Below are 11996 nucleotides of genomic sequence, written 5' to 3' on the forward strand. Positions count from 1 at the left end.
GGGCGGCTCAGGCGGCGGGACCCTCGACCGGCTCCAGGTCGCCGGGGAGCCACGACTTCTCGAACCAGGGCTCGAGCGGTCCGTACAGGCGCAGCATGGGGAACCACGACTTGCCGGGCACGGTCTGGACCCAGTTCTGCTCGCGCCCCGCGGGCGGCTCCGGGCCGAACCACAGGACGGTGCTCCCGTCCTCCTCGCCGGTGACGGTGCCGGTGAGGCTCATGACGCTCGGGTGCGGGTCGGCGGTCTGCAGGAGCGACCGGGTCTGGGTGTCGTAGACGTCGACGGACCAGAAGTTCTTCGCGGGCGGGTTCGGCGGGAGCACCAGCCGGTACGTGCGCGCGCCGTCGAGGATCCCGCCGTCCGCGTCGTGGGCGGTGTACGCGTAGGCCGATCCGGCGCCCACCTGGGCGTGCGCCATCGCCGGCGTGACGACCGTCGCGAGGAAGTGGAACTGCGTGCGGGCGTCGAGCAGGCGCGCGCCGTCGGCGAGGAACTCGTACGAGCCGCCGAGGAACCCGTTGAGCCAGCTCGACCCGGGGGCGATCGGGGCCTCGGGGTCGCGCGGCGAGTACACCAGCGCGCGGCTCATCGCCGCGGCGGTACGCGCGGCGGTGTCGAGCGTCGCGCGCAGCTGCGGGCTCGGCGCGAACGGCCGGCCGTGCTCGATGCCGACCGCACGGAGCAGGCCCGCGCGCTCCGGGTCGAGCGAGCCCACCGGCTCCTCGGCGACGATCTCGGCGACCTCGTCGAAGAAGGACGCGTCGTTGGCGTGGACCGTGTTGACGCGAGCCCCGGCGATGTTCACGAACTCCGTCTCCGGGGGGTTCGCCGCGTCGGCGAGCGGGTAGACGCGCGTCTCCTTCATCGCGGGCACGCCGCCCAGCGCGCGCAGCACGACCCAGTTGGTGAACGTCGGCGTGCGGTAGACGAAGTAGCCGTCCGGGACGTCGCCGTCGTGGTCCGGCGGGAGGAACAGGTACCGCCCGCCCTCGCCGCGGTCCGGCCCGGCGAGGCCCATGTCGGCGACGTACCGGAACCAGAAGTCGTCCACGACGCACAGGGACTGCTGCGGCGGCTCGATGACGAACGGTCCCGTCTCGCGCAGGTCGAAGAAGAACGTGCCGTACGTCGTCTCGGTGTTGGCCGTCAGGAAGATGCCGTGCGAGTCGGCCCGCGGCTCGGTGTACCCGATCTGCTGCGACCGCACGAGGCCGAGGCTGCGGAAGCCGTGCCGCATCGCGACGAGCGACGCGCCGGGGATCGCGCTCAGGTACGCCTCGATGCCCCGGACGAGGTCGAGCGACGCGTACAGGCGGTCGACCGACTCGGGCGTCGGGACGCCGTCCACGAGCTCGAACCGGCCGAGCGGGGTGTCGAGGGGTGACGGCGTGCTCACGGCGGCGAGCACCGCGGCGAGCGGGTCCTCCTGTGCGTGCTGGGGAGCTTTGGTCATCGCGGTGCCCTTCGTCCGGACGGTGCGGCCGGCGCCCCGTCGGCGCCCGGCTGTCGCGACCGTAGGGCTGCGGGAGCCCCGGGGCGACCGGGAGAGGAGCACTTCACCCGCAGCGGGTCCTCCCGGGCATGCTCACCCGCGGCTCCCTCGTGCTCACCGGCGCTCGACCGCATCCGCCCAGAGCCACGCCCAGCCCTCCCGCCCGTGCCGGTCGACGTACCGGACGTTCACCTGGCGCCCTGCCCACGCGATCGCCTCGCCGTCGACGTGCGCCTCGCCCGACTGGCGCTGGGTGATCCAGGCGCGGACGGGGATGGCCTCCTCGGGCCGCACGATCGCGGTGTCCCGGCGCGCGAGCGCAGGCGCCTCGTCGGCGCTGTCGCGCAGCGGCACGTTCTCGATGCCCGACGGCCTGCCGCCGGGCGGGCGTCGGCGGGTTCCCATGGGCCCATCGTATCGAACGTCTGTTCGAACACCGGTCGGCGCTCATGGCGCCTCCGACGCGGCACGCTCGTAGCGACGAGCGAGCGCGGCGAACGCCTGCGCGAGCTCGCGGGGGCGGACCGAGCGGGCGTCCGCGTCGAACGCGCCGAGCCGCGCCGCGAGCGCGGTCCACGACCACGAGCCGAGAACCACCCGGCAGCGGTCCGGGCCGAGGTCCTCGACGATGCCGTCGTCGACGAACGGCGTGACCCGTGCCGCGGGAGCGGCGAGGACGACCTCGCCCCAGCAGGGCCACCCGCCGTGGGCACCGCCGTCGTCGACGGCCTCGGCGCCGCGGAACCGGGACGCGACGTAGGACCGCACGTCGCCGCCCGGCAGCTCTCGCGGCCGGAACCGCGGCCCGGTCGGCGTGCGCGGCGTGATGCGGTCGACGCGGAAGGTGCGCCAGTCGTCGCGGTCGAGGTCCCACGCGACGAGGTACCAGCGCCCGCCCGAGACGACGACGTGGTGCGGCTCCACGCGCCGGGGGGCCGCGCCGTCGGGCTCCTCGACGGCGGACGCGGCGGCCGAGCGGGGCGTCGTGTAGTCGAACCGCAGCACCTCGCTCGCGCGCACGGCGGCACCGACGGCCAGCAGCACCTCGACGTCCACCGAGGACGCGCCGCTCTGCCCGGGGGGCACGGCGGTGACCTCGACCGCGTCGACGCGGTGCCGCAGGCGCGCGGGCATCACCTGGCGCACCGTGACGAGCGCGCGCGCCGCCGCCTCCTCGAGCCCGGCGCCGGCACCGCTCGCGGCCAGGGTCTGCAGGGCGACGGTCAGCGCGACCACCTGCTCGTCGTCGAACAGCAGCGGCGGCAGCTCGGCACCCGCGTCGAGCCGGTACCCGCCGTCGGGGCCGCGGAAGGCCGTGATGCGGTAGCCGAGGTCGCGCAGGCGCCCGACGTCGCGGCGCACGGTGCGGGGGTCCACGCCGAGCCGTTCCGCGAGCGCCGCACCGGGCCAGTCGCGCCGCGCCTGCAGGAGCGAGAGCAGCAGGAGCGTGCGGGCGGAGGTCTCGGCCATGCATCCCATCCTGCCGGGAGATGCGGGCGCTACCTGTCCGCATCCGTCGCGAACATCGTCACGAGACGCCGGGCGATCCCGCCCGGCGCCGACCCGCACCGAGGAGCACCCGATGACCGTGTCCGCCACCCCCCACCTCAACTTCCGCGGCGACGCGCGCGCCGCGCTGACCTTCTACCGCTCCGTGTTCGGCGGCGACCTCGTCGTCACGACGTACGGCGACCTGGCCGGGCCTGATGCTCCGGAGGCCGACCTCGTCGTGTGGGGCCAGGTCACCGCCGCGAACGGCTTCCGCGTCATGGCGTACGACGTCCCGGCGGACCGGCCGTGGAGCCCGGGCGAGGCCCCGTTCTTCGTCTCCGTGCGCGGCGACGACGTCGCGGAGGTCACGGGTCTCTGGGAGAAGCTCGTCGACGGCGCGACCGTCGTCGCGCCCCTGGCATCGTCCGCGTGGGCGCCGGTCTACGGGATGCTCACGGACCGTTTCGGCGTGACCTGGGTCCTGGACGTGGCCGCGAGCCGCTGACCCGTGGCGGCGGGGGCGCCGTCGTCGCTCGTCGTCGGCCGTCGAGGCGGCGTGTCGACGACGGGCGACCCGCGACGTCGTGCCGAGTCGACGGGAGGGTCGACGCCAGGCCGACGCGGCGGCGGCGGCGCCTTCCTAGCGTCGCTGCCATGACGGAGAACCGACGTACAGAGAACCGACAGACGGAGAACCCACCGACGGAGAACCGGCCGACGGAGAACGGGCATCCCACGACGGACGTGGCGGGCAGGCCGGCGCGAGCCGGGTGGCTCCACGGCCGCTGGGGGACAGCCGCCCGGGCCGTCGCGCTGGCCTACGCCTGGGTCGCCATGATCCTGCTGGGCGCCGTCGTGCTCGAGACGTTCATGATCTACCCGAACGTCTTCAGCGACCCGCCCGCGTCGCTCGAGCTGGCGATGGACTTCCTCGCCGTGAGCGGCCCGTCCGACGTCTTCCCGCCGCTGGGGTTCCTCTCGTGGACCCTGGTCGTCGCGGCGCTGCTGCTGTGCTGGCGCCAGCGGGACGCGCGGTGGTGGCTGCTGCTGAGCCTCGCGATGGCCGTCGGCGAGGGCGTCGCGTCCATCCTCTACTTCTGGCCGCGCAACGAGATCATGTTCGTCGAGGGACTCGCCGTGCACCCGCCCGAATACCTCGCCCAGGTCGCCCGCGAGTTCGAGACGTGGCACTGGCGGTCCCGCATGGGGTTCAGCGTGCTCGCCGCCGTGGGGGCGTTCGTCGCGTACCTGCGGATGTACCGGGCACGGATCGTCAGCACGTCGGCGACCGCGACCGGCCGGTGAGCGCGATGGGCGACGATGTGATGATCGACGACGTCGCGGCGCTCCTCGGGCGCGGCATGGCCGACAACCCCCTGCACCGGGTCGTCTACGGGACGGTCGAGGCCGACGCCGCCCGGGCGCACGCCCGCCTCGTGCGCGTCCTCGTCGCGGACCCCCGGCTAGACGTCGACGTCGTCGAGCACGACGGGACGCTCGTGGGGGTCGCCGCTTCGGCGCCGCCGGGCAGGTGCCGGCCGTCGTCCGGCTCGCGGCTGCGGCTGCTCGCCGCGGTGGTCCCCGAGGGGCCGCGCGTCGCCGCCCGTCTGCTGGCCTGGACGGGGGAGTGGGCGCGGCACGATCCCGTCGAGCCGCACGTGCACCTCGGGCCGGTGTCGGTGGACCGGCACCTGCGCGGCCGGGGGATCGGCGGCGTGCTCCTGGCGCGCCACGCGCGCTCGCTCGACGCGTCGGGCGCCGTCGGCTACCTCGAGACGGACCGGCCCGAGGCCGTCGGCTTCTACCGCCGGTTCGGCTATGACATCGTCGGGGCGTCGGACGTGCTCGGCGTGCGCTGCTGGTTCATGCGCCGCGCGGGAGGATGAGCGGGTGTCGAAGGACCAGGACGCCGAGGATCGCGCGGTGCTCGCCGAGATCGGCGCGCGGCACCGGCTGTGGCCGGCCACCGCACCGGTGCGCACGGTCTCTCGCGGGCAGGAGAACACGACCTACGCCGTGGGCGACCACGTCGTGCGTCGCTCGGACGACCTGGCCGCCGTGGTGCGCGAGGTCGCCCTCCTGCGCGCGCTCGCCGACGCGACGGCGGTGCCGACCCCGGTCCCCGTCGCCCACGAGCCGGAGCTCGGGATCCTCGTCTACCGGCGGCTGCCGGGGGAGCCCCTCCTGCTGCGGCCCCACCGGGCGAGCGGCGTCGTCGAGGCGGCCCTGGTGGACGTGCTGTCGGCGCTGCGGCGCGTCGCCCCGCGCCTCGACCTGCCGCTCGACCACCAGCCGACCGAGGCGTGGCACCGCGAGGCGGTGCGGTCGTTCAACCTCGTGCGGGCGTCGCTCACGCCTGAGCAGGCGGACGCGGTCGCCGCGTTCCTCGCGGAGCCGCCACCGCCGAACGCGACCCGGACCGTCGCGCAGCACGACGACCTGGGCGCCGAGCACGTCCTCGTCGACGCGCACGGGGGCGTGACCGGCGTCATCGACTGGACCGACGCGGCGCGGTCGGAACCCGCTCGCGACGCCGGCCGGATCCTGCGCGACCTCGGTCCGGGGCCGGCGTTCCGCGTCGCCGAGCGGCTCGACGGGCCGCTCGGCCCCGACGACGAGGCACGAGTCTGGTTCCACGCACGCTGCACGTGGCTCGAGGACGTCGAGTACGCGCTCGAGGACCCGCGGGCCCGGGCGGCGTACCGGACGAACGCCGAGCGCACCTTCGAGCACGTCTTCCGGGGCCGCGGTCACAGGTCGCGCAGCTCCGCCTCCCGCTCGTCGTAGGAGCTGCGCGCCGCGGCGATGCGCTCCTGGTGCGCCTCGGTCCACACGACGAGGGCCTTGGTCGTCGCGTGGAGCGAGCGGCCCATCTCGGTGAGCGCGTAGTCGACGCGCGGCGGGACGGTCGGGTGCACGGTGCGCTCGACGATGCCGTCGCGCTCGAGCTGGCGCAGCGTGCGGGACAGCATGCGCTGGCTGATGCCGTCGATCTCGCGCTTGAGCTCGGTGAAGCGCATGACCCGGCGGTCGAGCATCGCGATGGCGAGCAGGGACCACTTGTCGGCGATGCGGTCGAGGATCTGGCGGACCTCGCAGTCCTCGCGGGCGTCCCACTGCCAGACGTCGACGTCGGTCTCCCACCTCGACGCCGAGCGCCGCGCGGGCACGGTATCCGTCGTGATACCTGGTGCGTCGGATGTGCCGTCTTCCATACCTCCTGATCCTGTCCCACGATGGGGTCGGTATCAAGAGGTAACCGGGTATCTGCCGTGCGGTGCCCACGAGTGCCGCACCGCATCGCGCACGACCGCCACGAGAGGGGACGTCATGACCGACCCGACGACCGGCACGTCTCGAGCGGGCACGGCCCGAGCGGGCGCGCGGCCCGAGGCGCGCTTCACGCTGCGCGACTGGGGGCTGCTCCTCGTGCTGTGCGGCGCGATCTTCCTCGAGGGCAGCGACATCGCGATGCTCTCCGTCGCGCTGCCCGGCATCCGCGCCGACCTGGGCCTGGCCACGGGAGAGCTCGGCGGCGTCGTGACCGCCTACGTCGTCGGGTACGGGGGCTTCATGCTGCTGGGCGGGCGCGCGGCCGACCTGTTCGGGCGGCGCCGCATGTTCGTGCTGTGGCTCGTCGTCTTCCTCCTGTTCTCCGGGCTGGGCGGTCTCGCGACCGACGGCTGGATGCTCCTCGTGTCCCGTTTCGTCACGGGCATCGCGGCCGGCTTCCTCACGCCCGCCGGCATGTCGCTCATCACGACGTCGTTCGCGGAGGGGCCGCGGCGCAACCGCGCGCTCGTCGTGTACGGGGCCGCCGGGGCGGCGGGGTTCTCGCTCGGGCTTGTCGTCGGCGGACTGCTCGCCGCGATCCACTGGCGGTGGGTGTTCTTCGCCCCCGTCCTGCTCGCCGTCGTGCTCCTCGCGCTGGCGGTCGTGACGATCCGCCGGGACGCCCCGACGCCCGGCCGGGGCACGCTCGACGTCCTCGGTGCCGTCCTCGCGACGGGGGCGATGGTGCTGCTCGCCGTCGGCATCGTGCGCCTCGAGCACCCGGGCGAGGGCGTGCCGTGGACGGTGGCCGCCCTCGCCGGGGGCGCCGGTCTGCTCGCCGCGTTCGTCGCGCGCCAGCGCCGGGTCGAGCACCCGCTCCTGCCGCTGCGGCTCTTCCGCTCGACCGAGCTCGTCCGGGCGAACGTCGCGGCCGTGCTCTTCGCGAGCGGGTTCTACGGCTTCCAGGTGCTCCTCACGCTGTACCTGCAGGAGCTGCGCGGCTGGACGCCGCTGCAGACCGGTCTCGCGATGCTCCTCATGGCGCTCGACGTGGTGCTCGCGCCCGCCCTCACGCCGCGCCTGGTCGCCCGCTTCGGCGTGCCGCGCGTCATCGTCGTGGGCCTCGTCGCGGGGGCGGTCGCCGCCGCGTGGTTCCTCGCGTCCGGTCTCGACTGGACCTACGCCGTCATGGTGCCGTCGATGGTGCTCCTGGGCGTCGCGTTCGCCCTCGTCTACGGACCGCTCGCCATCGCCGCGACCACGGGCGTCGGCGACGAGGAGCAGGGCGTGGCCGGCGGCGTGCTCAACACGGCGTACCAGCTCGGCGCCGCCGTCGGCATCTCCGCGGCGACGGCGGTCAGCGTCCTCGCGCTCGGTGACCGCACCGGCGCGGAGGCGGGCCTCGACGCCTTCCATGCCGCCCTCTGGGTCTCCGTCGTGGCCTACGCCCTGGCCGCGGTCGTCATGGGCGCACCCCGCCGCCGGCGGCGTGGAGCGGGCGGTGCGCCTGACGCCGCGGGTCAGGTCCCGGAGCCGGCGTCCGTCGTGCGCTGATCGCCCGGCGGTCCCGTCACGGCGTCCGCGACCACGTCGGGCACCGTCTCGGGCAGCCAGTGACCCGCGTCGAGCTCGACGAACCGGTAGGGCGCCAGGACGTGGGCCTCCGTGTCCTCGGCGGCGCAGCGCCCGAGCGCGGCGTCGCGCGAGCCCCACACGTACGTCGTCGGGACGTGCACGGGCCCCACGCCCCGGCGCGCGAGCGGCAGCGCCCGGTACCAGTTGAGCGCCGCCCGCAGCGCGCCCGGCTCCCGCATCCGCTCCGCGTACCGGGCGGCGTCCTCGGGCGGGAGACCGGACCGCTCCAGCAGGGACGGCATCGAGCGGGCCAGGGCCGCCTCCGGCAGACCGGGGAGCTGGAAGAAGCCGACGTACAGCGAGCGCAGCGCCTGGTCGGACCGCACGAGCGAGCGGGTCAGCGCCCGCGGGTGCGGCGTCGACAGCACCGTGAGGCCCCGCACCCGCTCCGGCGCCCACGCGCCGACCGACCCAGGCGACGTTCCCGCCCCAGTCGTGCCCGACGACGTGGGCCGGGCCGGTCGCGTCGAGCACCGCGAGCACGTCGGCGACGAGGAAGTCCAGGCGGTAGGCTGCGCGCTCGCGCGGTCGTGCCCCGGGGGAGTAGCCCCGCTGGTCGAGCGCCACCGTGCGGAGACCGGCGTCGTGGAGGCGCGGCGCGACCGCGTCCCACGTCGAGGAGTCCTCGGGGAACCCGTGCAGCAGGACGACGGGGTCGCCGCCCTCGGGGCCGGCGTCGTGGACGTCGAACGTGAGCCGGCCGCGGCGCAGCGCGGTGAGTCGGGGGAAGGTCATCGCTCCAGCGTGCGGTCGCCCCGGGTCACCGGCAATCGCTCCGAGGGCTCGCTCCTTCCGGGGAGCGCCGGACCGCCGACGCGCGGGGCGAGCGACGGTCGGTGAGGATGCACGGGTGGAGGTGTCGGAGCGGGGAGGGACAGCGGGTGCGCCCGGGCCGGCGGAGCGGCGGGCGGCGCTCGCGGAGCTCGAGCGCGGCACGACGAGCGCCGCGGCGCTCGCGTTCCACGACGCGCTGCCCGCGGTCGGCGTAGAGGACCTGCTCGGGACCTGGAGGGGATCCGGTCTCCCGACCGGCCACCGGCTCGACGGGCTCCTGGAGGCGCTCGGGTGGTACGGCAAGCGGTTCGACGGCCCGGACTCCGCGCACCCGTTGCTCTTCGCGCACCACCGCGGCGGCGTGGTCGGCGTCGACCCGGCGTTCGCGCCGCTCCCGCTCGTCCTGCGGGGCGCCGGGCTGCTGCGCCGCCGGGGCGTCGCGCGCGCCGTCCGGGCGGTCCTGCCGCTCGTCCGGACCCGTCGACCGAGGGCGCGCGTGCGCCGCGTGGAGCACCGCGGCGTCGTCACCGCGGCCATGGTCTACGACGCGCTGCCGGTCCACGACGTCCTGCGCGCCGTCGACGACGACACCCTCGTCGGGCTCATGGACGCGCGCGGCCTGGCGCGGCCGTTCTTCTTCGTCCTGCGCCGCACCCGTGCGGGCGGTCAGGGCACCTTGCCCTGGAGCAGCCGGCGCCAGTAGATCGACGGCTGCAGGTACCGGTCGAACAGCAGAAGGCTGCGGCGCGGGCGGGCGAGGTCGACGAGCCGCGTCGTCGGCTCGGGGCGGCGCTCGCGGTCGAACTCGGCGAGCAGCAGCTCGCTGCGCGACGTGGTCACGGGCGCGACCGAGTAGCCGTCGTACTCGCTCATGGAGGTTCCCTTGCGGCGGGCCTGGATGTTGCGCGCGACGACCGGGACCTGGCGGCGCAGGGCGCCGCCCGACGGCATCGCGTCGACGGCGGCCGCGTCACCGAGCCCCCAGACGCGCGGGTAGCTGCGGTGCTGCAGCGTGCCCGGGTCGACGTCCACGAAGCCGTCGCTCGCGGCCGTCGCGAGCCCGCTCTGCGCGATCCAGCCCGGCGCCCGGTGCGGCGGCGCGAGGTAGAGCGCGTCGTAGTGCGTCGTGTCCACGCCGTGGGGCGTGCGCAGGCGTGCGGTGCGGTCGGTCGCGTCGACGGACTCGACGGTGGTGCTCGTCCGGATCCGCACGCCGTAGTCGTGCGCGGCCGCGAGCAGCTCCCGCTCGGCCCGCGGGTCGTCGACGAGACGCGGCGACTCGACGACGAGCTCGACGTCGATCGCGTCGAGCACCCCCGTGCGTCGCCAGTGGTCGGTGGCGACGAAGAGCGGCTTGAGCCCCACGGGGAAGCACGGCACGTGCCGTGACGCGATCGCGAAGACCGCGCGCCCGGAGGTCAGCCCGGACAGCATGTCCCACGTCTTCGCCGCGAGCTCGGGCAGGTAGCTCGTCGACGCCGACGGCGTCCCGACGGCCTCCTCGGCGCCGGGGACCGCGTCCCAGTCGACCTCGGACCCCGGGCACACCGCGAGGTCGCCGTACCCGAGCTCGGTGCCGTCGGCGAGGAGCACGACGGAGCGCTCGGCGTCCACGGACACGACCGGGCTCCGGTAGCGCAGCACGCCGTCGGGCACCACGTCGTCCTGCGGCCGGCTGAGGTCGTCGAGCGTCGCCATGCCCGACGCGACGTACGAGAGCAGGGGCCGGTACCGGTGCACGTCCTGCGGCTCGACGACCGCGACGTCGCGGCAGCCGTCGCGTCGCACGCGACCGGCGAGGGACAGGCCGGCGTTGCCGCCGCCGAGGACGAGCACGTCGTGCGCCCGGGGTGAGCTCATGAGGGGGACCGTTCCGCTGGGTGGCAGGGGAGGTCCACGCTAGGAGCGGTCGCGCGCGCTCGCCGCTGGGCGCGGTGCCCACCGGTCGCGCCAGCGCTCCCAGGGCGGGGAGACGTCCCAGTTGAGGCGCAGCGTCCGCCACGCGCGGTCCATCCGGCGCCGGCGCTGGCTCCGGCCGCGCAGCGACCGGGCCGAGACCCCGACCCGCCACGACCGCACGAGGCGCGTCCGGCGCCGGGGGCCGAGCCGGAACGCGAGGTCGAGGTCGTCGTGGACCTCGGCGTCGTCCCGCACGACGCGCTCGCGGACCGCCTCCCACGTGCCGGTGCGCACGGCCATGCAGGACCCCCAGAGCGTGGTGTGGCCGAGCGCGAGGTGGGTGAGGACGTAGTACGCGCCGAGGTAGCCGACCGACGCGACGGTCCGTACCCCGACGGGGAGGTCGTGGAAGCGACCCGTCCCGGTCATCGCGTCGAGCGTCGGGTCGGCGGCCATGTGCTCGACCACGGTCTGCACCCAGCGCGCGTCGGGCCGGGAGTCCGCGTCGAGGCGACCGATGACGTCGCCCTTGGCGGTGTCGTAGCCGGCCGCGGCGGCGGCCGGGATGCCGACGCGCGGCTCGTGCACGACGACCGCGCCCCACCGGTGCGCGACGGCGGCCGAGTCGTCCGACGACGCGTTGTTGACGACCACGACCTCGAGCGGCGCGACGGTCTGGCGCGCGAGGAGGGACAGCAGGTGGTCGAGCGCCGCGGCGTCGTCGCGCACGGGCACGACCACCGAGACCGTCGGCACGCCGCCGGGCGTCATGACCGGACCTCGGGACGTCGTCCGCGACGGGCGAGGACCAGCCCCGCGACGACGGCACCGAGCAGCCCGGCCGCGAGGTCCGTCACGGTGTCGTCGTACCCGACGCCGATGCCGTCGTCGAGGTAGTTGTGGCCGGCCCACTCACCGACCTCCCAGAGGATCGCCGCGATCGCGCCGAGCCCGGCCGTCACCACGACGACACCCGCCGACGCGCGCGCCGCGGGCGTCGCCGCAGCGCCCGGCAGGAGCTCCCAGCGGACCAGCGCGAGGTACGCGACGGCCGCGATGAGCCCCGTGCAGACCAGGTGCACGGCGAGGTCGAGCCAGTCCACGGCGTCGTACCACTTCAGCTGGGACGCCCAGGCCGCGAAGATCAGCGACGTCCCGTACGCGACGTCGAGCGGTGCTGGCAGGGCGAGCGCGCGCGGCACCGAGACGCCACCGAGCACGAGGAGGAACAGCGCGCCGGCGATCCCGCCGAGCGTGACCGTGGCGACCACGAGGCTCACGAGGGCCGCGACGCGCACCACGTCCGCCGGGGCGAGGACCCGGCGGGCGGTGGCGGTGCTGGACATGCGGACCTCTTCGCGGCCGAGGGGACGGTGCCGTCGGTGTGGTGGGTGTCGACGGCGTGGTGGACCAGCGTCACATATCGCCC

The 11996-nt window shown here is 75.4% G+C and carries 14 protein-coding genes and 1 pseudogene; 6 read left to right on the forward strand and 9 right to left on the reverse strand.

What is annotated here, in order from left to right; genetic code table 11:
* Nucleotides 1-7 precede the first annotated feature (7 nt).
* The 3 genes from ACWPWV_RS15565 to ACWPWV_RS15575 form a co-directional block, all read right to left on the reverse strand.
* A complete protein-coding gene (locus ACWPWV_RS15565) occupies nucleotides 8-1456 on the reverse strand; it encodes a DUF1254 domain-containing protein (RefSeq protein ID WP_454043850.1) in 1449 nt (482 codons plus the stop codon).
* A gap of 153 nt (nucleotides 1457-1609) precedes the next feature.
* Complete coding sequence (locus ACWPWV_RS15570; protein WP_454043851.1) at nucleotides 1610-1900, reverse strand: hypothetical protein; 291 nt, start codon at nucleotides 1898-1900, stop codon at nucleotides 1610-1612.
* Between the two features lie 42 nt (nucleotides 1901-1942).
* On the reverse strand, nucleotides 1943-2965 hold the full coding sequence (locus tag ACWPWV_RS15575; protein WP_454043852.1) for a helix-turn-helix transcriptional regulator: 1023 nt from the start codon (nucleotides 2963-2965) through the stop codon (nucleotides 1943-1945).
* Nucleotides 2966-3077: 112 nt separating this feature from the next.
* On the opposite strand from ACWPWV_RS15575, the gene ACWPWV_RS15580 reads away from it, so the two are divergent.
* From ACWPWV_RS15580 to ACWPWV_RS15595, 4 genes are all read left to right on the forward strand, one after another.
* The gene (locus ACWPWV_RS15580; RefSeq protein ID WP_454043853.1) at nucleotides 3078-3491 is read left to right on the forward strand and encodes a VOC family protein; all 414 of its coding nucleotides are present in this window, start codon (nucleotides 3078-3080) and stop codon (nucleotides 3489-3491) included.
* A 149-nt stretch (nucleotides 3492-3640) separates the two neighbouring features.
* Nucleotides 3641-4291 (forward strand): hypothetical protein, encoded by a 651-nt coding sequence (locus ACWPWV_RS15585; protein WP_454043854.1) that lies wholly within the window; start codon nucleotides 3641-3643, stop codon nucleotides 4289-4291.
* 5 nt (nucleotides 4292-4296) lie between these two features.
* Nucleotides 4297-4872, forward strand: a complete 576-nt coding sequence (locus ACWPWV_RS15590; RefSeq protein ID WP_454043855.1) for a GNAT family N-acetyltransferase — start codon at nucleotides 4297-4299, stop codon at nucleotides 4870-4872.
* Nucleotides 4873-4876: 4 nt separating this feature from the next.
* Nucleotides 4877-5773, forward strand: coding sequence for a phosphotransferase family protein (locus ACWPWV_RS15595; RefSeq protein ID WP_454043856.1), 897 nt, complete (start codon nucleotides 4877-4879; stop codon nucleotides 5771-5773).
* On the opposite strand, the gene ACWPWV_RS15600 is transcribed toward ACWPWV_RS15595, so the two are convergent.
* A complete protein-coding gene (locus ACWPWV_RS15600) occupies nucleotides 5737-6201 on the reverse strand; it encodes a winged helix-turn-helix transcriptional regulator (protein WP_454043857.1) in 465 nt (154 codons plus the stop codon). The two genes, ACWPWV_RS15595 and ACWPWV_RS15600, sit on opposite strands and share 37 nt — an antisense overlap.
* Before the next feature lie 115 nt (nucleotides 6202-6316).
* Here ACWPWV_RS15600 and ACWPWV_RS15605 point away from each other — a divergent pair, with 115 nt between their 5' ends.
* Nucleotides 6317-7813, forward strand: a complete 1497-nt coding sequence (locus tag ACWPWV_RS15605; protein WP_454043858.1) for an MFS transporter — start codon at nucleotides 6317-6319, stop codon at nucleotides 7811-7813.
* On the opposite strand, the gene ACWPWV_RS15610 is transcribed toward ACWPWV_RS15605, so the two are convergent.
* Nucleotides 7780-8277 carry a hypothetical protein gene (locus ACWPWV_RS15610; RefSeq protein ID WP_454043859.1) on the reverse strand — a complete coding sequence of 166 codons (498 nt, stop codon included), beginning with the start codon at nucleotides 8275-8277 and terminating at the stop codon, nucleotides 7780-7782. The genes ACWPWV_RS15605 and ACWPWV_RS15610 overlap by 34 nt on opposite strands.
* An 88-nt stretch (nucleotides 8278-8365) precedes the next feature.
* A pseudogene (locus tag ACWPWV_RS15615) lies at nucleotides 8366-8629 on the reverse strand (alpha/beta fold hydrolase); the annotation flags it as partial.
* A 115-nt stretch (nucleotides 8630-8744) separates the two neighbouring features.
* Between ACWPWV_RS15615 and ACWPWV_RS15620 the strand changes: the two are divergent.
* The gene (locus ACWPWV_RS15620; protein ID WP_454043860.1) at nucleotides 8745-9371 is read left to right on the forward strand and encodes a DUF4334 domain-containing protein; all 627 of its coding nucleotides are present in this window, start codon (nucleotides 8745-8747) and stop codon (nucleotides 9369-9371) included.
* Here the strand turns inward: ACWPWV_RS15620 and ACWPWV_RS15625 are convergent.
* The 3 genes from ACWPWV_RS15625 to ACWPWV_RS15635 are packed head-to-tail and all read right to left on the reverse strand — an operon-like array spanning nucleotide 9335 to nucleotide 11913.
* Entirely contained in the window at nucleotides 9335-10528 is a 1194-nt protein-coding gene (locus ACWPWV_RS15625; RefSeq protein ID WP_454043861.1) for an NAD(P)/FAD-dependent oxidoreductase, read from the reverse strand. The genes ACWPWV_RS15620 and ACWPWV_RS15625 overlap by 37 nt on opposite strands.
* 39 nt (nucleotides 10529-10567) lie before the next feature.
* Nucleotides 10568-11338, reverse strand: coding sequence for a glycosyltransferase family 2 protein (locus tag ACWPWV_RS15630; protein WP_454043862.1), 771 nt, complete (start codon nucleotides 11336-11338; stop codon nucleotides 10568-10570).
* Nucleotides 11335-11913, reverse strand: coding sequence for a hypothetical protein (locus tag ACWPWV_RS15635; protein WP_454043863.1), 579 nt, complete (start codon nucleotides 11911-11913; stop codon nucleotides 11335-11337). The genes ACWPWV_RS15630 and ACWPWV_RS15635 overlap by 4 nt, the downstream gene beginning before the upstream one ends.
* Nucleotides 11914-11996: the final 83 nt, after the last annotated feature.

It is taken from the genome of Cellulosimicrobium sp. Marseille-Q8652 (assembly GCF_965112045.1).

Bases quoted from the DNA above. Each gene is read 5' to 3' on its own strand.
- ACWPWV_RS15565 (WP_454043850.1), bottom strand. From the start codon at position 1,456: ATGACCAAAGCTCCCCAGCACGCACAGGAGGACCCGCTCGCCGCGGTG.
- ACWPWV_RS15570 (WP_454043851.1), bottom strand. From the start codon at position 1,900: ATGGGAACCCGCCGACGCCCGCCCGGCGGCAGGCCGTCGGGCATCGAG.
- ACWPWV_RS15575 (WP_454043852.1), bottom strand. From the start codon at position 2,965: ATGGCCGAGACCTCCGCCCGCACGCTCCTGCTGCTCTCGCTCCTGCAG.
- ACWPWV_RS15580 (WP_454043853.1), top strand. From the start codon at position 3,078: ATGACCGTGTCCGCCACCCCCCACCTCAACTTCCGCGGCGACGCGCGC.
- ACWPWV_RS15585 (WP_454043854.1), top strand. From the start codon at position 3,641: ATGACGGAGAACCGACGTACAGAGAACCGACAGACGGAGAACCCACCG.
- ACWPWV_RS15590 (WP_454043855.1), top strand. From the start codon at position 4,297: ATGGGCGACGATGTGATGATCGACGACGTCGCGGCGCTCCTCGGGCGC.
- ACWPWV_RS15600 (WP_454043857.1), bottom strand. From the start codon at position 6,201: ATGGAAGACGGCACATCCGACGCACCAGGTATCACGACGGATACCGTG.
- ACWPWV_RS15605 (WP_454043858.1), top strand. From the start codon at position 6,317: ATGACCGACCCGACGACCGGCACGTCTCGAGCGGGCACGGCCCGAGCG.
- ACWPWV_RS15625 (WP_454043861.1), bottom strand. From the start codon at position 10,528: ATGAGCTCACCCCGGGCGCACGACGTGCTCGTCCTCGGCGGCGGCAAC.
- ACWPWV_RS15630 (WP_454043862.1), bottom strand. From the start codon at position 11,338: ATGACGCCCGGCGGCGTGCCGACGGTCTCGGTGGTCGTGCCCGTGCGC.
- ACWPWV_RS15635 (WP_454043863.1), bottom strand. From the start codon at position 11,913: ATGTCCAGCACCGCCACCGCCCGCCGGGTCCTCGCCCCGGCGGACGTG.